General features: G+C 60.1%; 21 protein-coding genes, 1 tRNA gene and 1 pseudogene. 16 read left to right on the top strand and 7 right to left on the bottom strand.

Translation table 11 applies throughout. The annotated features are described in order from the left end of the window. The first annotated feature begins 37 nt into the window (after positions 1-37). The gene (locus tag RYH70_RS16305) at positions 38-1,447 is read left to right on the top strand and encodes an amidase (RefSeq protein WP_116027090.1); all 1,410 of its coding nucleotides are present in this window, start codon (positions 38-40) and stop codon (positions 1,445-1,447) included. 44 nt (positions 1,448-1,491) lie between these two features. After that, complete coding sequence (locus tag RYH70_RS16310) at positions 1,492-2,688, top strand: pyridoxal phosphate-dependent aminotransferase (protein ID WP_316308801.1); 1,197 nt, start codon at positions 1,492-1,494, stop codon at positions 2,686-2,688. 82 nt (positions 2,689-2,770) lie between these two features. Here RYH70_RS16310 and secF read toward each other — a convergent pair whose 3' ends face one another. The 6 genes from secF to RYH70_RS16340 all read right to left on the bottom strand — a co-directional run bounded on the left by secF (position 2,771) and on the right by RYH70_RS16340 (position 8,662). Continuing rightward, the gene (gene secF, locus RYH70_RS16315) at positions 2,771-3,697 is read right to left on the bottom strand and encodes a protein translocase subunit SecF (RefSeq protein ID WP_317009414.1); all 927 of its coding nucleotides are present in this window, start codon (positions 3,695-3,697) and stop codon (positions 2,771-2,773) included. A 7-nt stretch (positions 3,698-3,704) separates the two neighbouring features. After that, on the bottom strand, positions 3,705-5,588 hold the full coding sequence (secD, locus tag RYH70_RS16320) for a protein translocase subunit SecD (protein WP_317009415.1): 1,884 nt from the start codon (positions 5,586-5,588) through the stop codon (positions 3,705-3,707). A 63-nt stretch (positions 5,589-5,651) separates the two neighbouring features. After that, on the bottom strand, positions 5,652-5,975 hold the full coding sequence (gene yajC / locus RYH70_RS16325; protein WP_014995999.1) for a preprotein translocase subunit YajC: 324 nt from the start codon (positions 5,973-5,975) through the stop codon (positions 5,652-5,654). A 22-nt stretch (positions 5,976-5,997) separates the two neighbouring features. After that, complete coding sequence (tgt, locus tag RYH70_RS16330; protein ID WP_022996344.1) at positions 5,998-7,119, bottom strand: tRNA guanosine(34) transglycosylase Tgt; 1,122 nt, start codon at positions 7,117-7,119, stop codon at positions 5,998-6,000. Positions 7,120-7,143: 24 nt separating this feature from the next. Next, positions 7,144-8,172 carry a tRNA preQ1(34) S-adenosylmethionine ribosyltransferase-isomerase QueA gene (gene queA / locus RYH70_RS16335; RefSeq protein WP_022996345.1) on the bottom strand — a complete coding sequence of 343 codons (1,029 nt, stop codon included), beginning with the start codon at positions 8,170-8,172 and terminating at the stop codon, positions 7,144-7,146. Positions 8,173-8,185: 13 nt separating this feature from the next. Then, the gene (locus tag RYH70_RS16340) at positions 8,186-8,662 is read right to left on the bottom strand and encodes an RDD family protein (RefSeq protein WP_022996346.1); all 477 of its coding nucleotides are present in this window, start codon (positions 8,660-8,662) and stop codon (positions 8,186-8,188) included. A 431-nt stretch (positions 8,663-9,093) separates the two neighbouring features. Here RYH70_RS16340 and RYH70_RS20910 point away from each other — a divergent pair. Continuing rightward, positions 9,094-10,071 (top strand): annotated as a pseudogene (locus tag RYH70_RS20910) (DUF3541 domain-containing protein); the annotation flags it as partial. Positions 10,072-10,200: 129 nt separating this feature from the next. On the opposite strand, the gene RYH70_RS16350 reads toward RYH70_RS20910, so the two are convergent. Then, a tRNA-Leu gene (locus tag RYH70_RS16350) sits at positions 10,201-10,297 on the bottom strand. A gap of 45 nt (positions 10,298-10,342) precedes the next feature. Here RYH70_RS16350 and RYH70_RS16355 point away from each other — a divergent pair. From RYH70_RS16355 to RYH70_RS16415, 13 genes are all read left to right on the top strand, one after another. Further along, complete coding sequence (locus RYH70_RS16355) at positions 10,343-11,155, top strand: ParA family protein (RefSeq protein ID WP_026948550.1); 813 nt, start codon at positions 10,343-10,345, stop codon at positions 11,153-11,155. Then, complete coding sequence (locus RYH70_RS16360) at positions 11,145-11,798, top strand: hypothetical protein (protein WP_026948549.1); 654 nt, start codon at positions 11,145-11,147, stop codon at positions 11,796-11,798. The genes RYH70_RS16355 and RYH70_RS16360 overlap by 11 nt, the downstream gene beginning before the upstream one ends. Next, entirely contained in the window at positions 11,788-12,612 is an 825-nt protein-coding gene (locus tag RYH70_RS16365) for a hypothetical protein (protein WP_317009416.1), read from the top strand. Before RYH70_RS16360 ends, RYH70_RS16365 begins: the two co-directional genes overlap by 11 nt. Then, the gene (locus RYH70_RS16370; protein ID WP_317009417.1) at positions 12,609-14,318 is read left to right on the top strand and encodes a DNA cytosine methyltransferase; all 1,710 of its coding nucleotides are present in this window, start codon (positions 12,609-12,611) and stop codon (positions 14,316-14,318) included. The genes RYH70_RS16365 and RYH70_RS16370 overlap by 4 nt, the downstream gene beginning before the upstream one ends. Further along, positions 14,311-15,372 carry a phage Gp37/Gp68 family protein gene (locus RYH70_RS16375; RefSeq protein ID WP_026949907.1) on the top strand — a complete coding sequence of 354 codons (1,062 nt, stop codon included), beginning with the start codon at positions 14,311-14,313 and terminating at the stop codon, positions 15,370-15,372. Before RYH70_RS16370 ends, RYH70_RS16375 begins: the two co-directional genes overlap by 8 nt. Further along, positions 15,369-16,259, top strand: a complete 891-nt coding sequence (locus tag RYH70_RS16380; protein ID WP_014994495.1) for a DNA adenine methylase — start codon at positions 15,369-15,371, stop codon at positions 16,257-16,259. The genes RYH70_RS16375 and RYH70_RS16380 overlap by 4 nt, the downstream gene beginning before the upstream one ends. Further along, positions 16,256-16,471, top strand: a complete 216-nt coding sequence (locus RYH70_RS16385; RefSeq protein WP_063139788.1) for a hypothetical protein — start codon at positions 16,256-16,258, stop codon at positions 16,469-16,471. Before RYH70_RS16380 ends, RYH70_RS16385 begins: the two co-directional genes overlap by 4 nt. Further along, a complete protein-coding gene (locus RYH70_RS16390) occupies positions 16,464-18,077 on the top strand; it encodes a ParB family protein (protein WP_317009418.1) in 1,614 nt (537 codons plus the stop codon). Before RYH70_RS16385 ends, RYH70_RS16390 begins: the two co-directional genes overlap by 8 nt. After that, positions 18,065-18,721, top strand: a complete 657-nt coding sequence (locus tag RYH70_RS16395; RefSeq protein WP_026949902.1) for a DUF2857 domain-containing protein — start codon at positions 18,065-18,067, stop codon at positions 18,719-18,721. The genes RYH70_RS16390 and RYH70_RS16395 overlap by 13 nt, the downstream gene beginning before the upstream one ends. Positions 18,722-19,133: 412 nt before the next feature. Further along, entirely contained in the window at positions 19,134-20,015 is an 882-nt protein-coding gene (locus RYH70_RS16400) for a hypothetical protein (RefSeq protein ID WP_317009419.1), read from the top strand. A gap of 701 nt (positions 20,016-20,716) precedes the next feature. Beyond that, positions 20,717-21,538, top strand: coding sequence for a heteromeric transposase endonuclease subunit TnsA (locus tag RYH70_RS16405; RefSeq protein ID WP_055099889.1), 822 nt, complete (start codon positions 20,717-20,719; stop codon positions 21,536-21,538). Then, a complete protein-coding gene (locus tag RYH70_RS16410) occupies positions 21,522-23,597 on the top strand; it encodes an integrase catalytic domain-containing protein (protein WP_055099888.1) in 2,076 nt (691 codons plus the stop codon). The genes RYH70_RS16405 and RYH70_RS16410 overlap by 17 nt, the downstream gene beginning before the upstream one ends. Further along, positions 23,594-25,255, top strand: coding sequence for an AAA family ATPase (locus RYH70_RS16415; protein ID WP_055099887.1), 1,662 nt, complete (start codon positions 23,594-23,596; stop codon positions 25,253-25,255). The genes RYH70_RS16410 and RYH70_RS16415 overlap by 4 nt, the downstream gene beginning before the upstream one ends.

Genomic DNA, 25,255 nt, shown 5'->3' on the forward strand with positions numbered 1-25,255 from the left:
CCCGTGCCGGCACCGCCACCAGCGGAGGAGGCCATCCATGAGCGAGGATATACGCGCCCTGAGCGCGCGGGCACTGCGGCAAGCCTACCAAAGCCGGACGCTTTCCCCGGTGGAGGTAACCGAAACCCTGCTCGATCAGATCGAGCGACAGGACCCGGCATTGAATGCCTGGTGTCTGATTGATCGAGAAACCACCCTGACCTCCGCCCGGGAGGCCGAGCAACGCTATCTGCGCGATGATAGCCAGGGCTTGCTGGACGGCATCCCGGTGGCGATCAAGGATGTCTTCCTCACACCGATGTGGCCCACCCTGAAAGGTTCCCGCACGGTTGATCCCGCCAAGACACTGGGCAAGCGCGCCCCGGCGGTGGCCGCTCTGGAACGTCACGGCTATGTGCCATTGGGCAAGACCACGACGCCGGAGTTTGGCTGGAAAGGGGTTACCGACAGCCCTATGTGCGGCGCCACCAACAACCCCTGGGACCCGGCCAAAACCGCCGGCGGCTCCAGTGGCGGATCGGCGGCGGCGGTGGCCGCCGGCATGGCGCCACTGGCCCTGGGCACCGACGCTGGCGGCTCCATTCGCATTCCCGCCGCCTTCTGCGGCATCGTCGGGCACAAACCCACCTTCGGCGAAGTGCCGCACTGGCCCGCCAGTCCGTTCGGCACGCTGGCCCACGCCGGGCCGATGACGCGCACGGTGGAGGACTGTGCATTGATGATGCAGGTGCTGAGCGAGGCGGACCCGCGCGACGCCCAGGCCGCGCCGCGCCGTCCACAGGATTACCTGGCCGCCCTGGACGGCGACCTCAAAGGGCTGCGTATCGCCTACAGCCGCAATCTGGGCTACGTGGACGTGGCCGCCGACATTGAACAGGCCTGTGACGAAGCGGTGGCGGTGTTACGGGATCTGGGCGCCGAAGTGGTGGAAGCCGACCCGGGCTTTCGCAGTCCGCTGGCCGCCTTCGGCCACCTGTTCTACGGCGGCGCGGCCAACGCCTGCCGGGAGCTTGGCGCGCGTCAACGCTCACTGATGGACCCGGCCCTGATGGAAGTGGTCAGCAAGGCGGAGCGGCTGTCGATGCTGGACTATCTGGGCGCGGTGAACGAACGGCTGGCGCTGTCGGAGCGCATGGCGCTGTTCCACGAGAAGTACGATCTTCTGGTAACACCCACGTTGCCGATCACCGCCTTCGACACCGCCCGGGAAGTACCCGTGGACTGGCCCAGCACCCGCTGGCCCACCTGGACGCCGTTCACCTATCCCTTCAACCTCACCGGCCAACCGGCGCTGTCACTGCCTCTCGGCCTGGATCGCGCCGGACTGCCGATGGGACTGCAGATCGTCGGCCGCCGTTTCGATGACGCCCTGGTGTTGCGCGCCGGGCATCAGTTCGAACAGCAACGGCCCTGGCGACGGTTTCCGCCGCTGGCCGGGGTCGACTGACCGGAGGCACTCTCAATGGGTAAGCACCGTCGACAGGAGGCATCGTGAGCGAACTGGACATCGACTTCTACGAATCAGAGGACCCGATCTGGAATCCGGCGCTGCACACCATACCAGTGCCGGGAATCCGCCGCATGGTGAACCTGGCCGCCACCATGGACGACGTTATTCACCTGTCCATTGGACAGCCGGATTTCAAACCACCGGATCATGTGGTGCAGGCGGCGGTGGAGGCGCTGCAGGCGGGGCAAACCGGTTACACCATGGACGCCGGACTGCCGGAACTGCTGGACGCCCTGGCGGACTACTATCGGAATCGTTATCAACGGCCGCTGGTGCCGGAAAACATCATGGTCACCACCGGGGCCACCGAGGCCATTTACCTGGCACTTACCGCCACGTCGGCCCCGGGCCGGGAATTCATCGTGCCGGAACCGGCCTTTATGCTTTACGCCCCCCTGATCCGCATGAATGGCGGCGTTGTCAAAGCCATTCCCACCCATGCCGAACAACACCATCAGCTGGACCCCGAAGCGGTCATCGACGCCATCGACAACAACACCTGCGCCATCGTGCTCAACTCCCCGAGCAACCCCACCGGTACGCTTTATCCCCGGGAAACCGTGGAGGCCATCGTCCAGGAAGCGGCCTACCGTGGCGTCTATGTGATCAGCGACGAGGTCTACGATCACCTGGTCTACGACGGGCGCGAATACCCCAGCGTACTGTCGTGCTGTGCCGACCTCGACCATGTCATGGTGGTATCCAGCTTTTCCAAGACGTTCAGCATGGCGGGCATGCGCATCGGTTGGTTGATGGCCAGTCAGGGCGCGATCAAGAAGCTGCGCCGCTATCACATGTTCACCACCACCGTGGCCAATACACCCTGCCAGTGGGCGGGGGTGGCGGCCTTGACCGGGGATCGGGGTTTTGTCGATAACATGCTCGCCGAATATCAGCGACGGCGGGATCGCCTGGTGGAACTGGTGGAGCGAACGCCCCATCTCACCGGCTACCGGCCCGACGGCGCTTTCTATCTGTTCCCGTCACTGCCGGAAGGCGTCAATGGCGGCAACGTGGCGCTGAAATTGCTGCGCGAAACCGGCGTCTGCACCGTGGCCGGCGACACCTTCGGGGAGTCCTGCTCCAATGCCATACGGATCAGCTACTCCACCTCCCTGGAGCAGATCGAGGCGGCCTTCGAGCGCATTATTCCTTGGATGGCCAAGCAGGATTTCTGATCAGAATACGTCGCCAACACAACAAAGGGGCCACGAAGGCCCCTTTTGACCGTGCCGGCGATATGGCGCCGGCAATGCCCGCTCAGGGCATATCGTCCACTTCCTTCTTCTCCGGAATGATGAAGTCCTGTTTGTCCACTTTCATCAGGAACAGCATGTTGGTGACCACGTAAATGGATGAGTAGGTACCCACCGCGATCCCCACCAGCAGCGCTTCGGAGAAAGCGCGCATCACTTCACCGCCAAAGAAGAACAGGGCAATCAACACCAGCAGCGTGGTGAAGGAAGTGTTGATGGTCCGGCTCAGCGTCTCATTGAGGGAGCCGTTGATGATCTTTTCCGGATCGGTTTCACGGGTGTCGCGAAAGTTCTCCCGGATCCGGTCCGCCACCACGATGGAGTCGTTCAGCGAGTAACCGATCAACGCCAACACCGCCGCCAGCACCGTCAGATCGAAGGTCCAGCGCATTAGCGAGAACAGGCCGAGCACGATGATCACATCATGCAGCAAGGCCACCACGGTGGCGACACCGAACTTGTTGGTGAAGCGGAACCAGACGTAAACCAGCATCAAGCCCAGTGCCATCAGCAGCGCGAGACCGGACTCGTCGCGCAGCTCGTCACCCACTTGCGGACCGACAAATTCCACTTGCAGAACCTTCACCCCAGGCAGCTTGCTTTCCACCACCTCGGTAAGCCGGGGCCCTACCTGATCCGCGGGCATATCGTTCAGGGTGGGCACCCGGATGCTGATATCCCGGGGCGACCCGTAACGTACCACGGTGGCCTCTTCGAACGGCGTGCCTTCCAGCGCGGAACGCACATCGTCGATGATCACTTCGTTTTCGCCCTTGGCCACCACCGAGGTGCCGCCGGTGAAATCCATCCCCAGATTCAAACCCTGGGTCGCCAGCAGTCCGATGGAGCCGAGCACCAGAATGATCGACAACGCCGCGAACAACCGCCGTATACCCAGGAAGTTGATGGAGAAAGGAGCCTTGTTACTCATAAGCACCTCAAATACTCAGTTTGGCCGGCGGACGGGCACCGCGGCCGTAGACCATTTCCACCATGGCGCGAGTGCCCACGATGGCGGTAAACATGGAGGAGAGGATGCCGATAAACAGCGTCACCGCGAACCCCTGCACAGAGCCGGTGCCGGCGGAGAACAGGATCACCGCGACGATCATGGTGGTGATGTTGGCATCAAGAATGGTGCTGAACGCCTTGGCGTACCCTTCATCAATAGCCTGCCGGGGGCGCGCGCCTCGTTTCAGCTCTTCCCGGATACGCTCGTAAATCAGCACGTTGGCATCCACCGCCATACCTACCGTAAGCACGATGCCCGCCAGACCAGGCAACGTCAGTGTTGCCCCAGGGATCAGAGACATCACGCCCACAATGATCAGCAGATTACCGACCAGCGCCACATTGGCGAACAGGCCAAACACCTTGTACCAGACCAGCATGAACACCAGCACCAGAACCATACCCAACGCCATGGATTTGAGGCCGGCCTCGATGTTTTCCGCCCCCAGGCTGGGGCCGATGGTGCGCTCTTCGATGATGGTCACCGGCGCCGCCAGGGAACCGGCGCGCAACAGCAGAGCCAGCTCGGACGCTTCCGCCGGGCTGTCCAGACCGGTAATCCGGAAGCGGCTGCCCAGGGTATCCTGGATAGTGGCCACGTTGATCACGTAACGGTCGGTGGTGCTTACCGGCACCTGCTCGGTTTCACCGTTTTCATTGGTGCGCGAGCTCATCTCGGTCTTGGTTTCGATGAACAGCACCGCCATCGGATTGCCGACGTTCTGTGACGTCACCCGCTGCATCCGGCGGGCGCCGGCGGAGTCCAGGGACACGTTCACCTGCGGGGTGCCGTTTTGCGGATCGAAGCCCATTTGCGCGTTGGTCACTTCGTCGCCGGTAGCGATCTTGGAGCGCTCCAGAATCACCGGGCGATCCCCCTGACTGCGGAAGGGGAAAATCTCGGTGCCCGGCGGTGCCACGCCGGTGGCGGCACGGCTGGCCGGGTAGTCCTGATTGACCAGGCGGAACTCCAGGGTGGCGGTACGGCCGAGAATACGGCGGGCCTGGGCCGCATCCTGCACCCCGGGCAGCTGCACCACGATGCGGTCCGCCCCCTGCCGTTGCACCACCGGCTCGGCCACACCCAACTCGTTTACCCGGTTATTCAGCGCGGTACGGTTCTGATCCACCGCGTAATCCTGCATTTCCTTGAGGGCGGTCGGGTTCAGGTTGAACACCAGCACCCGCTGCTCGGGCTCGGAGTCCAACGAGAATTCCGGCAGCGCGTTGCGCAGCAGGGTGCGGGCGGAATCGGCGTCTTCGGAGTTGGCGAACTGCACGCGCAATTGCTGGCCATCTTGCTGCACGTCGCGGTAACGAATACCTTCGTTTTTCAACGCCAGTTTGATCTGGCCGGCCCAGGCTTCCATGCGCTGGTTCACCACCGCGTCCATATCCACCTGCAGCAGGAAATGCACGCCACCGCGCAAATCCAGGCCCAGATTCATCGGCGAAGCGCCGATGGCACGCAGCCATCCCGGAGTCGTGGGCGCCAGGTTCAGGGCCACCACATAGTCATCACCGAGGGAACCGGCCAGAAGCTCGCGGGCACGGAGCTGGCTGTCATTATCGCTGAAGCGCACCAGCCAGGAGCCACCGTCGATGTGTTCGCCAGGCCCATGTTCCAGACCCGCCTGATCCAATTGCCGCAGCACGCGCTGGCTGGCACTGTCGGACACCACGCCACCGGCCTTGGCACTGCTGATCTGCACGGCCGGCGCATCGGGGAACAGGTTGGGAAGAGCATAAAGGCCGCAAACGAACAGCACGGCCAGGAGCAGGAAGAATTTCCAGCGCGGGTAGCGGGTCATAATCGTCTTCCGGTATTGCCGGGAGGTGGCGGCCCGGAGCGACCGGGCCGGACACACCTCTTTTTATATGGATTTGATGGTGCCCTTCGGCAGCGTGGCCTGGACACTCTGTTTTTGCAGTTTGATTTCCAGATTATCGCTGATTTCCACCACGACGAATTCGTCGGTGACCTTGGTCACCCGGCCGAGAATACCGCCAGCGGTTACCACTTCGTCACCTTTGTTCAGGTTCTGCACCAGATTGCGGTGTTCCTTGGCGCGCTTCTGTTGCGGACGGATCAGGAAGAAATAGAACACCGCGATCATCACCACCAGCATGATCAGTTCAATGCCACCGCCCGGTCCTCCGGCGGCTTGTGCATAAGCGGGCGAAATCAACCAGTTCATCTCAATTCTCCACGTTTTCGCGTTAAAGAGCAGGCACATCGCGGCCCATGGCCGCGTAGAAGTCACCGACAAAGGCGCTCAATGTACCCGCTTCAATGGCCCCCCGCAATCCAGCCATAAGCCGTTGGTAATAGCGTAGATTGTGGATGGTGTTCAGCTGCGCGCCGAGCATTTCACCACAGCGATCCAGGTGATGCAGATAGCTGCGGGAAAACTGGCGGCAGGTGTAGCAATCGCAGCCCTCCTCCAGCGGCGACAGGTCGTCGCGGTGGCGGGCATTACGAATCTTGATCACCCCTTCACGGGTAAACAGATGACCGTTGCGCGCATTGCGGGTGGGCATCACGCAATCGAACATATCGACCCCGCGGCGCACCCCTTCGACAATGTCCTCCGGCCGCCCCACCCCCATCAGATACCGGGGCCGGTCAGCGGGCATATGCGGCGTGATCCCGGCCAGGGTACGCCGCATCTCCTCCTGCGGTTCACCGACGCTGAGACCGCCAATGGCATAGCCGTCAAAACCAATATCCGTCAGACCGGCCAGGGATTCGCGGCGCAGATTGTCGTACATGCCCCCCTGTACGATCCCGAAACAGGCCGCATCGTTCCCTTCATCTGCCACATGGGCCGCTTTCGAGCGCCCCGCCCAGCGCAGAGACAGTCGCATGGACTCGGCGGCCTGGGTCTCGGTGGCCGGATACGGAGTGCATTCGTCGAAGATCATACAGATGTCGCTGCCCAGAGAGCGCTGTACCTGCATGGCCCTTTCCGGCGTCAGTTCCACCCGGTCGCCGTTGATCGGGTTCTTGAACACCACGCCCTGCTCGGAAATCTTGCGCAGCTCACCCAGGCTGAACACCTGGAAACCGCCGGAATCGGTGAGAATTGGCTTGTCCCACTGCATGAAACCATGCAGCGAGCCATGACGTTCGATGATCTCGGTGCCGGGACGCAACATCAGGTGAAAGGTGTTACCCAGACAGATCTGCGCGCCGCTGTCGGCCAGATCCCGGGGCAACATGGCCTTGACCGTACCGTAAGTGCCCACCGGCATGAACGCCGGCGTCTCCACCTCACCACGGGGAAAGGTCAAACGGCCCCGGCGCGCGGGGCCATCGGTGGTCAGCAGATCAAAGCTCATTCGGGACATGAAAAAACCTTATGTTCACACATCGGGCTGCCGTTCGATGAACATGGCATCGCCGTAACTGAAGAAGCGGTAGCCTTCACGGACCGCTTCCTGGTAAGCCGCCAGCACCCGTTCCCGGCCGGCAAAGGCGCTGATCAGCATCAGCAGGGTGGAACGCGGCAGGTGGAAGTTGGTGACCAGGGCGTCCACCTGACGAAAACGATAGCCGGGATAGATGAAGATGTCGGTTTCCGACTCCCCGGCGCTCAGCGCGCCGTCGGCACTGGCTGCTTCCAGGGCCCGCAAGGCGGTGGTTCCCACCGCCACCACCCGGCCACCACGAGCCCGCGTCGCCAGCACCTGCTCCACCAGCGCCTCGCTGATCCGGAAACGCTCGCTGTGCATGTGGTGCTCTTCCACCTTGTCCACGCGCACCGGCTGGAACGTGCCCGCCCCCACATGCAGAGTAACGAAGCCTGTTTCCACGCCCTGGCCCCGTAACTGCTCGATGAAGGCCTCGTCGAAATGCAAACCGGCGGTGGGCGCCGCCACCGCGCCTGGCTCCCGGGCATATACGGTCTGATAGCGCTGCAAGTCGGTATCTTCATCCGGGCGGTCAATGTAAGGCGGCAACGGCACATGGCCAATGCGTTCCAGCGCATCCAGCACCTGCTCGCAACCGGTAAACGCCAGGTGGAACAATTCTCCGCGCCGGCCGCGGACCTCCGCCGCCACACCCTGATCGAATTCCAGCCAGCCACCCGCCTTGGGCGACTTGGAAGCCCGCACATGGGCCAGCGCCTCGCGCCCACCGAGCAGGCGCTCGACCAACACTTCCACCCGTCCACCGGTTTGCTTGCGGCCAAACAGACGAGCCGGAATCACCCGGGTGTCGTTGAACACCAGCAGATCACCAGGCTTCAGCCAGGCGGACAGATCCGGAAAGCGGCCATGCCCCGTCCCCGCACCGGTCAGCGTCAACAAGCGCGCATCGCGCCTTTGCGCTGGCGGATAGCGGGCGATCAGCTCGTCCGGTAAGTCAAAATCAAAGTCGTCGACTTGCACGTATCACCTGTGTTCAGGAGCGTTCTTTGCCGTTTTTCGGCATTTCCACCGTGGCGGTGAGGGACAATCGGTCATGCAGCGTTTGGTGTGGGTGCACCAGCACCACCAGGTAACCAGCCCCCAGCATCAGCCAGGACACACCGGCGGCGGCGAACCGGGCCAGGGTTTGCCAGAACCGCACCGGACCACCACGGTAGTCACGAATTTGCAGCCGCCAGGCGCGCATCCCCAGAGTCTGGCCACCATGCAGCCAGAACCAAGCATAGAAGGCCCAGGTTTCCACCAGCAGCAGGGGGAACAGCACGCCTTTCAGCACCACCGGGTCAGCCCGGGTGACACCGTTGATCTCCTGGGTCGGCAACCCCGTGTGGTTATAAACGATGACGAAAATCCCGGCGGTTATGAACCATAACGCCAACACCAGAAAGCCATCATAGACCAGCGCCATCAGCCTTTTGATCAGGCCCGCGGGTCTGGCATCTTCGATCATCGCTGCTCCATACGAGTTACCCGGGCGACGGCCCACAGGGTGACCGCCACGGCTGGTGGTCACAAATAAATCGCCGGGAGCGATTTTTGACGTCGTCCCAGCGACGGCCCACAGGGTGACCACCATGGACGGTGGTCACAAACAAATCGTCCGGAACGATTTTTGACGTCGCTCCGGCGACGGCCCGTAGGGTGACCATCATGGATGATGGTCACAAAAAAGCCCGCTCGGCGCGGGCCTTGCAAATCCTCTGCGGCACGGTCGGCTCGGCGACCGGCCCAAACGGCCGTTATTCTAGCAAACCCGGGGCCTCCTGTCCCACCGCGGACCGGCGTCACAGCCCGTCATCATGGTTGTTGCGAGGTGCCCCCGAGCGGCTGTACAAGGGCACTATGACCCCGGTCAACGGGGTGCCACCCGGAGGGTGTCCCATGTCCGGCTTCCGCCTGTACGCCCTGCTCTTCCTGGTTGCCCTGTCAGCGCCCCTGACTGACACCATCGTCGCCGCTTCACCCTCCTCCACGCCGTCCCTTGGTGAGCAGATCCGGGGTCACTATGAGACCGTGCTGCCCTCCCTGCCACCGGACAAACAACGGCACTACGCGCTGCGTCTGTACCGGCTGACCGGTGATGACTCTTATCTGCCGCCAATTCGCGATGAGGTCCTGGGCATACTGCCGCGCTGGCAAAAGGCCATGCGGGCCCTCCCCTACGCCAGCCAACGACAGGCCCTGGCCAATCAGATAGTGGATGATTACCGCGACGACACCCCGAAATACCAACGGCGCAAGGCCTTGCTACGCCGTAGCGGGGAGCTCCCCTTCGCCAAGCAACTGCTGTACCGCGTCAATCAGCTCGAGGAGTTGCATCTTGCCGGCGTACCACCGTTTCAGGACACCGACCGAGCCCTGGCCTATCTCAGGGAATTCGATTTCCAGTCCTTCGTGCTCGATCCCGAGGTCATCAAGGTGTACTCGGCGCAGACCGCGAATCTGGTCTACTACCTTTATCGGCTCGGGTTGCAGGATCTGCGGGAGCCCTACCAACAAGCCTTCCGGAGCGTCTATCCCCCCGACACGCCACATCAAGGGCTGGATCTGCAGGAGAAAATCTACGGTATGACCCATCTGGTGATCGCCGCCAGCGGCTATTACCAACATGCCGTGGCGCGCAAGGACTTTGCCTGGATTTTCGATTATTTCGAGCACCGGGCCGGCCACGTCATCCAAGGCACCAAGCCGGATGTGTATACCGAGATGGCACTGTGCTTCCTACTCGCGGAAGAGCCGGACAATCCGGCCATCGACAAGGTCAAAGCGGCTCTGGAGCGGGAGTTTGACGACGAGGCGGACATGATCCCGGCCACCGACGGCAGCACCGACCCCGCCCGCGGCGAACACCGCAACACCCTGGCGGTGATGCTCTATTACTGGCCGGAGAAGCTTCACACGGGGCCGGATCTGTCTCCTGGAAAGCCCCCGGAAACGAAAACGCCGGGCTTGGCCCGGCGCTTCCCCGACGCTATCACGCCGTCAATTTGGTACCAGAGGCCGGACTTGAACCGGCACGCCCGCGAAGGCAACGGATTTTGAATCCGTCGTGCTTTCCAGCCTCTCTACTCAGAACACTCTCGATTCACTAAAGTTCCTATCGGATACCTCTATACAATAGAGGTGTCCAATGATAGTGACCATCTGCTCCACCAAAGGCGGGGTCGGCAAAACGACCACCACCGCCAACCTTGGGGGCATTCTGGCTGACGCAGGGCAACGTGTTCTGCTCGTCGATGCCGATATCCAACCCACTCTCTCCAGTTACTACCCGCTCTCCGACCGCGCGCCCTATGGCCTGCACCAGCTGGTCACCAGCGGCAGTGTCGAGGGCTGCATCAGCCAAACCACCATCCCCAATCTGGACATCGTCATCAGCGATGATCCCGAGGGCAGTCTGGAAAACTGGATCTTGCATACGCCCGACGGCCGGATTCGCATGCGCACCGCGCTGCGGGCCACTGAGGGATATGACGTCGTCCTGATCGATACACAAGGGGCCGTCGGCCCGCTACAAGATGTCGGCGTGCTCGCCGGCGACCTCCTCCTTTCGCCCATTCCCCCTGAAATCCTTTCCGCCCGCGAATTTGCCCGCGGCACCCTGGGCATGCTGGACCGGCTGCAGCCCATGCAGCATCTTGGGGCTCCGGTCGGTCATCTCTATGGCCTTCTCTACCGCATGGACCACACCGTAGACGCGCGCCAAGTGGCCGATACGCTTCGTAAAGCCACGTTCGCCGAATCACGCGGCGCCATCTCCGTGCTCGATACGGTGGTGCCCTCCACCGTGGTGTACCGCGAAGCGGCCACCGCCCAGGTGCCTGTCCATCGGTTGGAACGCCGGCGTCGCGGCGCTGCCCCTTCTGCGCTGGAAACCCTGTCCGCTCTGGTCCGCGAGGTGTTCCCTCATATCGATTTGGGAGGGCTTCGTGATGAGATTTAAACCCTCCCTCGAAGAGTTGTTGGACGAAATGTCCTCGGCGATCGCGGTCCACTTGGGTATCGAGATTGGCAAGGCTAGCCTCGATAACTCCCCTTGGCATAACGCGCTCAATGCCATCAAGAAAGCTGTCGAATCCAGCCCGGTCGAGCGCCCCGCGACGCCAGAACGGGCGCTGCTGCACGAGGCGAAACACGCCCTGACCGCGATCGCCCTGTGTCCCCGGGACGACGCCGAGATCGAGGACCTTTTTGAGCGTATCGATCAGGCAGAGGTAACCGCCTGTCGAATCGCGGACTTTCTGTTCGAGTCCTCCGCCCCAGAAGCGGCCCGCACACGGGAAGAGACGTCGCAGCGCCAAGTCCAACGCGCCGTCGCCTACGACGCTTCTGAAGAACAACTCGTTGTCATGACGCGGACGTCAACCCCGGCTCATGCGCTCAAGGAACAGGATCTATCCGCTCTACAGCGCGACGCCGACCGTTATCGTTGGTTAAGGCACGATGCCAAGGTCAGTGCTGTGACCGTTGGGGCACTTCGCGACAAATACCACCTGCGGACACTTCTGGCCGGCGACCTTGACGCCGTCCTCGATGCCGCCCGCCGCCGCCAAACGCAGCGCGGAGGAGCGGACCATGGTGCGTAAGCAGCGTTTCATCTCGTTTATTCCGCCGCTGATTCAAGCGTTACACACCGGCCGCAAGACACAAACCCGGCGCCTGCAAGGCCTGGATGTTATTAATCAGGATCCGGATCACTGGGTGCCGCTCCACGCGGCGGTGACGCTCGATACCACCGGGCAGCTGGGCGTGGCGTTTCAGCACCTGGAGACGGGAGACCGTCAGTGGCTGCCCTGCCCCTACGGCGGTCCAGGTTCTCACCTCTGGGTGAAGGAACCCTGGTCCAGCCTGGTGGAGCAGCACGAGGACGGGGTCGAGCGTCATTGCGTGGCGTATGAAGGCACGCCTCGTGTTGGCATCCGCACACCAGGTTGTTTGGGGGCCGTGGACCACATCCGCTACCTGGATGACGATACCGATCTGTCGGAGCACTACTTCGGGTGGCCCCTGCGCTGGCGCGCCTCTCGGTACATGCCTCGACGGTTCAGCCGGTTCACGTTAACGCTGACCCAGGTTCGTGTGGAGCAGCTGCATGAGATCAGCGAAGAGGATGCACGGGCCGAGGGCATCCAGGTTTGCCGCGATGACTGGTCCCGGCATGGCGACTTCGACGAAACCCTATCCGACCGGGATCTGTTCGAGGTCCTGTGGGAGCACATCAACGGCGCCCATCCCTGGGACACCAACCCCTTTGTCTGGGTGCTGTCTTTTAAAGTGTGTCAGGCGAACATCGACGCCCTCCCCCAACAGGATTCGACTTCCGCCGCGGGCCAACGTGAGAACGTCGAAAGCCTGACACGCCCCCTGCCCCTTCCTGCCACAGGGAGGGCGCAGCCGTGAAGCAAAACAGAGATAAAATCGAGATCCGGCACTTTCATCCCTTTTGTGGCAGCGGGTGCGGCGCCAAGGGCTTTAACCGGGGTCATGCCCGCATTGGCAAGCTGCAGGCGGTCTTTCGTTGTCTCGGGGGCGTGGACAGCAATCCCGCGGCCATCGCGGACTTTAAGCGCCTCACCGGCGTGCCCGGGACCGTTCTTGACCTGTTCAGCCGCGAACAATATGAGGCGTTCCACGGCCACCCGCCCCCGGCCGACTGGCGTGAAGCCACCGCCGCGGACATCCAACAAGCCGCGGGGCACGAGCGACCGCACATTGTCTTTCTGAGCGCACCATGCAAAGGCTTTTCGGGCCTGCTGTCACAAGCCAAAAGCACCACCCCGAAATACCAAGCCCTCAACGCGCTGACGTTACGTGGCGTCTGGTTAACGCTGGAGGCCTTCAAGGACGATCCCCCGGAGCTGATTCTCTTTGAGAATGTGCCGCGTATTGCGACCCGGGGGCGTCACTTGCTGGATCAAATCCAGGCGCTGCTGACCACCTATGGGTACGCCGTTGCCGAGACGACGCATGACTGCGGCGAACTCGGTGGCCTCGCCCAAAGCCGCAAGCGCTTTTTGATGGTGGCGCGTCACCAGGAAAAGGTCCCGGCATTCCTGTACGAGCCCACCAAGCGGCCGCTGGCAGCCGTGGGCGGCATCCTCGGCCGCATGCCGCTGCCCGGTGACCCCGGTGCCGGCCCAATGCACCGGGTACCACGCCTGCAATGGAAAACCTGGGTGCGTCTCGCGTTCGTCGAAGCGGGCCGCGACTGGCGCAGCCTGAACCGGCTGGCGGTGGAAGACGGGCACCTCCGCGATTACCTGATCGTCCCGGACATGCACGCCGGCACCTATGGCGTACGCGACTGGAACCAGTCGGTGGGCACGATCACCGGCAACGCCCGGCCCGTCACCGGGGCATTCTCCGTGGCTGATCCACGATACGCCGGCCAGGATTATGGGACCTTCGGCGTGGTGGACTGGAGCGGTTCCACCGGAGTCGTGACCGGCCAGCGCTCCCCCGGGCAAGGTCGATTTAGCGTCGCCGATCCCCGCCCACCTCGCGGACCTCTATTCAGCAAATATGCAGTCACCCCCTGGACAGCCAACACCGGAACCGTGATCGGTGGCGATGACGCAGGGGCTTATGCCGTGTCGGATCCTCGTCCGACGATGCAGCGCGGCAAAGGCGACCACTATCTGACCGGCGGTCACTATGGAGTGGTGCCCTGGACGGCCAGCACCGGCGCAGTTTCCGCCAGTGCATGCCATGACAACGGTCACTGGTCTGTCGCCGATCCCCGCGGCCTTGCCGAACAAGCTCTCGAAGGGGAATACCTGCCAGCCGCCACTGACCGTCTGGTGGCCATGATTCAGTCTCTGGATGGTACTTGGCACCGTCCATTCACCACCCTGGAGCTGGCTGCCCTGCAGGGGCTCATGGATCCGGAAGAGCAACTGGAACTGGACGGACTCAGCGACATCGCATGGCGGGAACGGATTGGCAATGCCGTGCCTCCCCCTGCGGCCCAAGCCATCGCGTCGATGATGGCCGAAACCCTGCTTCTAGCCTGGTCCGGGCAAACCTTCGTGCTCAGTGCAACGCCGGTGTGGGTCCGCCCCGTGGCCGCGGCGTTGTCATTGCCGGGAGGGCCCGCTCATGGCTGAGAACACAAGGATCGAATGGTGCGATGCAACCTTTAACCCTTGGATCGGTTGCACCAAGGTGTCGCCCGGGTGCGATCATTGTTATGCGGAACGCAGTACGCCATCGCGAACACTACGGGTACCTTGGGGCCCAGGCGCCCCACGTCGCCGCACCTCTGCAGCCAATTGGCACCATCCCCACCGTTGGAATCGGCACGCCATCGATCACGGGATCCGATACCGGGTGTTCTGTGCCTCACTGGCGGACTGGCTCGACAACGAGGTGCCTGTCGAGTGGCTGGCCGATCTCCTGAATCTGGTCCGCATCACTCCCAACCTGGACTGGCTGCTGTTATCGAAGCGTATCGGCAACTGGGAAACCCGACTGCGCGCGGTTCTGACCTACATCCTGTCCGATGATGCCGTGTCATACCGCGCGGATCTGTTGTCCTGGCTGGAAGGGTGGCTCGGCGGCGGCCGCCCACCGTCGAACGTCTGGCTGGGCGCCACAGTGGTAAACCAAGCAGAGGCCGAACGGGACATCCCCAAACTGCTGGACACGCCCGCCGCTTTGCACTGGCTGAGCATGGAGCCCCTGCTGGGACCGGTGGATCTGACGGCGATCAAACGCACGGTGGCCCCGGGCTTTTTCGGCGACGCCCTGCACTGGTATCACCGCGGGTACTGCCACGAGCAGGATGGGATTGAATACCCCGCCATCGACTGGATCATTGTTGGCGGTGAATCTGGCCCCCGTGCCCGGCCCATGCATCCGGACTGGGCCCGCGCCCTGCGTGATCAGTGCCACGCCGCGGACGTACCCTTCTTGTTCAAGCAGTGGGGCGAGTGGGCGCCCGATCGGGACGGTGCGGAAACCTGCGGGAACTGCGGACAGACAAAGTTCGACACCATCAACGCTCACGGCGAGTGCGGTGCTTGCGGCAGCGATCGCTGGCAGCGGGCAGACACGCCTCTGGACACGCCTTGCCGAATCGGCAAGAGGCGTGCCGGCCGCCTGCTGGACGGCAGGGAACACCATGCGTTCCCAATCCCGCCGTCAGGAGGTGCCTCATGACCCTCCCGGCCCCGATCCTGCGTTACCACGGCGGCAAGTTCCGCATTGCCGATTGGCTGATCCAGCACTTCCCGCCCCACCAGGTCTATGTCGAACCCTTCGGCGGTGGCGCCAGCGTTCTATTGAGTAAACCGCCGGCGCCGGCTGAGGTGTACAACGACCTGGACAGCGAGATCGTCAATCTCTTCCGGGTATTGCGTGATCCTCATGACGCCCGCGTGCTAGCACAGCAATGCCAGTACACCCCCTACGCCCGCGAAGAGTTCGAGCAGGCGCAGATCCCCTCGGATCAGCCCATTGAACAAGCCCGACGCACTCTGGTGCGGTCGTGGTTCAGTTTCGGCAGTGCGGGGGCCACCCGGGGTCGCACCGGCATGCGAACGTTCACTAAGCCAGATAGCGCCTATTTGGGCGTGGCGCAAGCCTGGTCACGAGTAAGCCGGCTGATTCCGGTCGTCACTGAGCGTCTGAGTCGCGTGGTCATCGAGCATCGCCCCGCGATTGACGTGATGCGCAACCACGACAGTCCCACCACGTTGCATTATGTGGATCCTCCTTACCTGCCTGAAACCCGTTCCAGCGGCGGTACCCGTTACTACCGCCATGAACTGACTCAAGAAGACCACGAGGTCCTTCTTGATGTTCTTCAGGGACTCACGGGGATGGTACTCCTCTCCGGCTACGCCCATCCCTTGTACGACCAGTGCTTGCCCGGCTGGCATCGCGCGTCCCTCGCCACCAGCGGCTCCAGCCGCTTCGGCTCCACATCCCGCACCGAGTGCCTCTGGCTCAACCCCCAGGCTCAACACGGCCTCGCTCAGCTGGATCTGTTTGATTCTTTTCATCGTTCCGACTGCTTTGATCGCACGGGAGGTATCGCCTCATGAACGTCTCCAACCCCGTCATTGCCCGCATCGTCGAAGCCAAGGTGCGCCCCCTCGGCGCCGCCCCAGCCATCGTCCATACGGCACCCAAGCTGGCAATCGCCGCGATCCGCCATGGCCAGCGGCGTATTCCCGCCATCCACTTGGCGGTGGCCTGGGCGGCCATGCACACCGATCAAAACGCCTCAGCAAAACGGGAGGTGAGTGATGAGTAAAAAGCGACCGTCCTCCGAACAGGTGGCATCCCTGATTGCCACCCCCTTATTCCGGCGTGATCAGAAAAACGGCAGCGGCGCCGCGACGCCCTCCACCGACCCGATCACCAGTACGCCGATGCGTATGGACGTGGATCAGATCCGCCGGTACGACCACGATCCGCGCCGTAACCGCAACAGCAAATACGCGGAGATTAAAGCCTCGATCCTGGCGGCCGGTGATCAGGAAGATCCTTTGGAGAGCCCTCTCGTGGTCACAAAGCGGCCCGGCGACCCGGATCCGCGGTACATGGTCAGCGCCGGCGGCAACACCCGGCTGTGCATCCTGCAGGAGCTGTGGCAAGAAACCGGCAACGAACGATTCAAACAGACCTGGGTGATTTTCAAGCCCTGGGGCAGTGAGTGCCGTACGCTGCTCGCCCACCTCAAGGAAAACGACCTGCGCGGGGATCTCATTTTTATTGATCGGGCGATGGCGATCCGGCATGTTCGGGATCTGATTCGGGAAGAGCAGGAAAGAGAAAAGCTGTCGCAGAGAGAACTGGCCGAGGCGTTGGACCGCCAAGGGTATCGAGTCAGCCAGTCACTCATTGTTTGGTATGACTACGCCGTCGATGTGCTTTATTCCCTGATCCCCACCGCGCTGGATAGCGGCATGGGCCGCCCGCAGGTGGAGCGGCTGCGTGGGCTCCACAATGCGTTCCGCGATGTCTGCCAGGCGTTCGGTCTCGGGGACGATGTGGACGGCGTGTTCGCCGCCGTCGTATCCCGCAACGATCAGATCGACATCGACCTGGACCACATCCGGCGGGAGCTGGAATCGGAAATCTCTGTGTCCGCCGATTGCGATATCGGGCGCGCCAGCCTGGCGCTCGGGGCCGCCTTGGATGGCGGGGAGATCCTCGTGCCCGATAACGACTCCGAGGACGATCTGGACTTCCTGGACGCGCCACCCAGTGCAGAAAGTCTCGATGCCGAAGGAGGGCTTGATGGTCCTGGGTATGCCGGCAGCGCCGGCGAGACGTCCACTCAGGAAAGCAGCGACAACACGGTAGACGACGACGGTCCTGAACTTCTGTCGTTCGGTACTGAGGACGATCTGCCCGGGCAACCCTCAACAACGACCTTCCAAGCCTCCCACGATGAACACGGGGCGTCCGTTGCGGAGACACCCGCGTCATCGTCGGTGTCCGAGCCTTCATCCCGTTCAACCGTGGCGTCCGAGACCACACCGGATCTGGCCGATCTACGGGCACACGCGTGGGACCTGGCGGCGGCCATCGCCGCCGATGCGGGGCTTTCCGAGCCGTTATCTCTGCCCGAAAGCGGTTTCGGCTTCGTGGTCTTGCCGGAACCGGCGGATGGACACGCCGCCTGTGTCTGGTGGCAGTTGGCCAACCTGGCTGGACAGCATCCCAATCAGACGGCCTTGGCCGATCACCTGCCTCCAGATTGGCTCGATCACGTCCCTACCTTCAACCCCTTCCACCTGGCTTCTGAGTTGTACCTGCACTGGTCCGACACGCAGTGGCATGCCTTCACCAAGCTGGTGGCACTCGTTCGGTCCATTCATACCGTCACGGAGGGCGCACCATGGATGTCCTGATGCGACACAAGGAAGCGCAATTGACCCGCGCATTATTAACCTACGCGGCCGAGTGCCTGCACGATGGGGACTATGCCGCGTTACGGGATTTAGGGTTCGGCGAAGAGGAGTTGCGGTCTCTCCAAAGTCTCACCATCGAGACCGTCACGCTGTTGTCCCATCATCTTCAGTTGCATGGACACGTCCTGCAGGTTCGCCTGGATCGCGGTGCCTTCCGGCAGTTACTTGCCCAAGTACACCGGGAGTCGGAACGAACGCACCTAAAGCGGGAGCTGGTGCGCCGCGAAGCGCCGGCGGGCCTGATGGCATCCTTGTACGACATGGGGATCCGGGAATACACCAGCCTGCGCCGCGCGGTGCGGCTTACTCGCGGCCCCGGCCGGCCCCCCGATCCGGATGAGGCCACCATTGAGGTGGTCTGGCGGGCATGGAAGAACCACCACGGCGCCCGGGATCCCGCGGAGTTGACGCCCGAGGACTGGCTGTCGCTGTCGGAAAGGACCGGCCGGGATCTGAGGGTGATCTATCGCATCCTGAGCGAGTGCCCGCCGGCCCCGGCCCAACGGGCTGGCAAGCGGACTTCGCAGCGGGATTCACACGCCACGCACTCGGAAACCGCATCGCGGCGAGCCGTGGGTCGATAGCAATGATCCCCGCTCCCCTCCTTCGGTGCCACCGCCGCAGGGCAGGTAGGACGTGTGCGACCTGGCACGCGCCCTGCCCCGTGGCCGACAGCGCCCGCGCGTCCGCGCTTTCTTCTGCATTGCGTTTAAAAGACGCACAAAGAAAAACGGCTTCATTCCAGGCGCCTACCAGGAATGAAGCCGCTATTTTTCAGATCGACATCAACGCCGCCAGCGTTTTATCGAATCACATCTACACGAACACGAACACGTTCGACATGGACACGCTCAACACGCTCACGCTCGCTTCTTCGGAGCCTATCGCTCCCGCGAGCGTGTTGCAAGTGTCGATTTTATTGCATTTGTGGCAGCGAGAGAGGGAGTCTACGGTTCGCTACCCCGACCCCTCTCCCGCGCTTGCGGGAGGGAGGCGATGGACACCCATTTAGGGAAAGACAGCCACCTCCTGGGCACCTTACCGACGCGGGTCAAGTACAGTCCATCCGCCAGGGCGTATCTGTCCGGTCTGCTTCAGTCCAGCCCCTTACCGGATATCCTGAAAGACGCCGGGGGACGGCTGATGGCTTATGTTTATTGGCCAACCCGCGTGTTGCCGTCACTCAACACGGCCAATGGCAGTTGGCGGCAGCAGCGCGTGGAGCGCCGGGACGCGTGCGTGCGGCTGGGTTTGGCGCTGTTGCGCTATGTGGACCTGGCAAGCCTGCGGGTGGGCATCCCGACACGAGAGGGATTCCGTCCCCTCACCTTATCGTACCTGGGTTACAAGGCAGGACTCTGCCCAGGACCTACACAAGTATCGCGGAAGGTGGAGCGGGCCTGGCGCGACTTGCGTAACGCTGGCGTGGTCGTCTCCAGCCAAGTACGCCGCTTCATTGATGGCGAGTGGCACACCTTCGTGGCCCTGAAAGCCGTACGCGTGGAGTTCTTTGAGGCACTGGGGTTCTCGAAGCGGCGCGTGAAACGCGAACGCGACACCGCCAGCCGGCGCTTGGAAAAACAGGCACGGAAGTGGTCTCAGTCCGGAACCGATCCACGATCCCTGTCGGACATCGCACGGTTCATGCTGATCCTGAAGGGGCGCGCATTTGGCAGTTCAGTGTCCCAGCACGGGAACGTCGGCAGTGCCCCCTCCCCTCAGTCTCCCCCCACAGGACCACCGCAAACCTGGTCGAACTGGAATGAGGAAACACGGCGAGTCTACACCCTGAAATGCGCCGACCTGATGATCCAAGATCCGACCCTCTCTCCCGATGCTGTCCACCGCGCCGCGCTGACTTGGTTGCAGTCGCGGTAGGCACCCTATTGCCTTTTGGCTCCCTCGTACCCCTTCCAGCCCGTTCATTCCGATGATTTGGCAGCACTTCCACCTAATCGGTGTGTGTTCTTGCCGGCCAATCCAGCCCTCCTTCCCCAAACGATGACCGCTAATCCCAAATTCTGTGGATAACACTCTGGGTACCGGTACTTAATTGTCGGGAGGGTTCTGGCTTAAATGACGGACATTAATACCCTCCTTTAAAGACTTCTCTAGGCAGCAGAGCTGCCTGGAGAAAGCCCCGCTGTCGCCCAAAGGGCTCCATCTGGGAAAAGCGCTTTTTTATGAGTCAGTGCTACGCACTGACAACACCAGCTATACAGTGTGGAGGGCCGGTCTCCGGTCCTGTCCACCGTGTTCTTATAGCACTTGGTTCTATACAACATGGGAGGGTAAGAGGCCAAGGTAATCATCACCACCGCGGCCGAGGCGCCGGCGGCCTACCGCACCCGCCTTGATCAGGCGATCGGTGTGCCGCCTATCATGCCGCTACGCGGCATACGGACCTTCCGGGAACAGAGGGACTACAAAAAGTTAGGTATGGACGATCAGCAATGCCCTTGATGTGGGATGGTAATAAAGTTGGTAACAAGGTAAAAGAGTTGGTAACTTTGGAATAAAGTTGGTAACAGAGGGTCGGTGTGGCAAAGTTTGGCTATTCTCCTATGGAGCTCTCGGGAATGGCCAACTACAAACTCGACAAAAAAACTGAAAAGTGGATCAAGGAAAACCGTGGCAAAGGTAATGGTAAAGACTACCATCCATGGCTCACCGTCAGAGACCTACCCTCCGAGGGGCGTTCGCACCGGGTGATGGGCCACCTGACAGGGCGAACCCATCATTTCTTCTCTGACACAGAACTTGCGGCTTTTTTGTTAATTGAATGGAACCCGGATGTCATCGATATCCGTGAGCAGTTTCCGCTAAGAATAGAAGACACTCTCTCACTGGCTGAACAAGCGAAAATTCCTCATCCCGCAGCAAGCGGATACCACCAGATCATGTCCAGCGATTTTTTTGTCGACCTATCCACGTCGACTGGGCCACAGAGCATGGCCATCCAGGTGAAAGTCTCATCCGACCTAATGGATCCGCGAACAGTAGAAAAACTGGAAATTGAGCGTCGGTATTGGAAACGTAAAGGTATCCCCTGGTATCTGATAACCGAGAAGCAGATGCCCTCCACTGTAATGGCGAATCTTGATCTGCTTTATTCCGCGCGATTGCAAGATGAGAGCCTGGAGGTCCTATTTCAGAGTTTGCCGATCTATGTAAGTACGTTGTCAGATAACCCTAATTCCAGACTCCCGGATATTGGAATGCTGATTGACCACTCTTACTCACTTGAGCCAGGCACATCGCTGGCTAGGTTACGGGCGCTGGCAGCTTTGAGAGTATTAACGTTCGATATCTCCATTCCGTGGAACAAGCTGGTATCACGAGACCTGCATGTAGTAGAGGATATAGGGCTGCTGAGGGCGGGTTATGCTGCGAATCAATGACGTCTTCAAGCTCGGGCAGGAGCGGTATCGCATATTGGCATTGGCGGGCCAACACGCTATCTGGATGAATATTGACTCAGATAAAGCGTGGCCTGAGCTAGTCAAAGCCACAGAGATCGGGCAATGGATATTGGATGAATCACTTCGCCGGGTAGAAGATCCCTACTCGGAACTCGCCTCGCTAGCCGTGGAACAGGGCAGTAAAGCCCAAGTGATTCGGGATCAGCGGTATGAGTTAATAGCGCCTTTGATTGTTGATGAAGAAATTTATTACCGCAGTGGCAGGGGCCGGTTAGTCCAGTCTCGTAGTGACGAAACCGACAAACCCAGAAAATCGCTTTATAAAAACCTCCGTCAGTTTTGGCAGAGAGGAGCGGTGCCTAATGCCTTGTTGCCTGATTACCGAAAGTCCGGAGGAAAGGGCCAGAGAAAAGTATCCAGGAAGAAATTGGGTCGACCCCGGAAAATTTCGCCGGGTACCGGGATTACCGTCGATGGCGCCATCGGAAAGATGTTTCGTCTGATACTCGATCGCTACTACGTGAACGACAAGGGCCATAGCCTGCCATACGCCCATCGACGATTCATCGACATGTTCGAGGCTGCTAATCCCGATGTACGGCCAGAAGATTATCCAACACTTGATCAGATCAGATATTTCTACCGCAGAGAATATGAAAACGCCGATCGGATTCGCTTAAGAGCAAACAGAATTTCCTACCAGAAAGATATAAGACCGTTAACAGGGACCGCCACAGCAGGAGTGCTGGGCCCAGGCTCAAGATATGAAATTGATGCAACGATTGCTGATGTTTACCTGCTATCGGCAGACCGGCAACGGATCATCGGTCGTCCGACTCTGTATGTGGTGGTTGATGTCTTTAGTCGCATGGTAGCGGGCTTTTACATAGGATTGGAAAATCCATCCTATGTCACAGCCATGAGTGCTCTGACTACCTCCATGTCAGACAAGATTGAACTCTGCGCCCATTATGATCTGGAGATTACGCAAGAGCAGTGGCCAACCGTTGGGATCCCAAATGCCATCCTTGCGGACCGTGGGGAATTACTAGGGCATCAGATTGAATCCCTGGAGAAAGCGTTTGGCGTGCGTATTGAAACTGCACCGCCATATCGCGGAGATGCGAAAGGGATAGTTGAGCGTTATTTCCGAACCCTACAAGCAGAATTCAAACCGTTTACGCCGGGTGTCGTGACAGGGACAAAAGTCAGAAAACAGGGGGGAAAGGACTACAGGCTTGATGCAACACTCACGCTGGACGATTTCACCCAAATTATGCTCGCCTCGATCCTTCACCGGAACCAATATGCCGTGCTGTCAAAGTACGACCGCGATCCGGACATGCCAAACGATATGGCGTTAACCCCTCTCAACATCTGGAATTGGGGTATACAGAATCGAACCGGTCGCTTGAAGAACGTATCGGAGCACGCCTTGCGCATTGCTTTGTTGCCACGCCAAAAAGTTCACCTTTCTGATTTGGGGGTTAGCTGTTTTGGTGCTTATTACACGTCTAAGGAGTTATTAGCATCTGGCTGGCTGCACAGGAACGGAGATCGCAGAGTCACCGGCCTCCAGGCAGCTTATGATCCTGCAGTAGCTGATTATATTTATCTGTTCCTGGAAAAAGACAGTTCGGAATACTGGGTGTGCTCTCTAACAGATCGTTCGCGCCAGTTTCGCGGCAAGTCCATGTGGGAGTTATGGGCCAGTCAGGAAGAACAACGAAAAGCGATGAGCGTTGCCAAAGTGGCCGAGACAACCAGCAAACGGGAGCTGGAAAATCTGGTCAGCAACACTATCAAAAACGCTGAGCGTTCGCGCCCCGCCATAAATAAACAGCAATCGAAAGCCGCGACAGTCCGAGGCATACGTGATAATCGCAAGCAAGAGCGAGATGCTCAAAGAGCTGAACAAACGAAGGCGCGGCAACCTGACACTAGTAAACCGAAATCTGATGTAACCTACCTACATGGCAAGCCCGACGATGGCGCTTTCCCGGATTTTCTGGATGAGCTGTTTGGAGACGATGAATGACTTTACCTTCAGGCATGGTGAGGGCCGTTTACCAGGACACCGGGATACCGTCATATCATGGCAATCCACTGATTGAGGCTTTACCGCCAATACCAGACCGTAAACAGCTCATAGCGGGGCTCAGTGAGGCTATGGAGCTTCGACCGACAGAAGTATATCTGGACGGCCAGACACGAGTGCACATTATCTCCCAGCTTCTGGACGGTTTTTTTCAGCCGTTGGCGCGCCACATCGAGCTTGAATCAAAAATCTCGATCATGCTGCGTCAGGGATATGTGGGGCGCAATATTGCCACTGGTGATCTTTCGGCCCACCTACAAAACGGATATGAGCGAATCAAGAGCGGAGACTTGAAGGCATTTCGCTTTGATCACGTGGAGTCGACTGCGAAAAGCCTGGTGTTTATCGGATGCTCAGGTTCCGGGAAGACGAGCTCTCTAAACCGTATTCTGGCAACGTATCCGCAGATGATTCACCACCCGGAACACAATTTCACACAGATTGTTTTCCTGAAAATCGACTGCCCCCATGACGGTGCTCTCAAGAGCCTGTGCCATAACTTTTTCCGGGAAATTGATTCCATCCTTGGGACAGATTATGTCCGGCGCTATGGCGAAAAACGCCACGGCGTAGAAACAATGATTGCGTTGATGTCGCAGCTGGCAAACACCTATGCGATTGGCCTACTGGTCATTGATGAAATTCAGCACTTGAATGTTCGTGCCTCCGGCGGTGCGGAGAAAATGCTGAACTTCTTCGTAACGTTGGTAAACGAGATTTCTGTACCGGTGGTAATGGTCGGTACACCGAAGGCTCGACCGGTCTTTGAAACAGACCTGAGGTCTGCTCGGCGAGGGGCAGGATTTGGATCAATATTATGGGAACCCTTGCGCCAGCCTGCGCCTGAAGAAAACATAAATAAAACCGAATGGGGCGCATTCACAAAAAAGCTCTGGAGATACCAGTGGCTGAAAAAGGCCAGTGATACTATCTCGGATGACTTAAGGGATCTTTGGTTTGATCTGTCTCAGGGCATCATGGATGTCGTCATCAAGTTGTTCGTGTTGTCCCAGATACGGGCGGTTGTAACAGGCACGGAACGAATCACGCCCAATATCATGAAAAAGGTCTATCACGACGAACTGAAGCCGATACACCCGATGATGGAAGCTCTGCGTTCCGGAGACCCGAGCAAGATAGCCCAATACTCAGACCTCACGATCCCTGATGTGGATAAGAAGATTCTGGAACTCAGTGCCCTCTTGGAATCAAGTAAAGACCAGATCCGGAAATCCGTTCAGTACAACGGCAACGATCAGGCAATTCGGCTGCACAACCTGCTGGTCGATATGGGCCATGAATCAGACCTTTTGGAGCCGTTAATTCAACGAGCGTTCGAGGAGTACCCTGACTTACAGCTGAAATACCTGATGCCCATCATTCTTGACTGGTACCATTCTTCCGAAAAGACGCTACCGGTGACGGGAAAGCGAAAAATCAAATCGATTAAAGTGAAAGAATGGCACACCCTTGAGTCAGACGATTTGCGATTTCTGCACTCCCAGGCGGCAAACGAGGACGAAATGCTGGATGCCGCGCGTCAATCGGGTTTGGTTTTTAACAGCGACGAGTGGCTCGGTTCTGGTAACCAGGCATAG

It is taken from the genome of Alloalcanivorax xenomutans, from assembly GCF_032810065.1.
Classification (GTDB): Bacteria; Pseudomonadota; Gammaproteobacteria; order Pseudomonadales; family Alcanivoracaceae; genus Alloalcanivorax; species Alloalcanivorax xenomutans.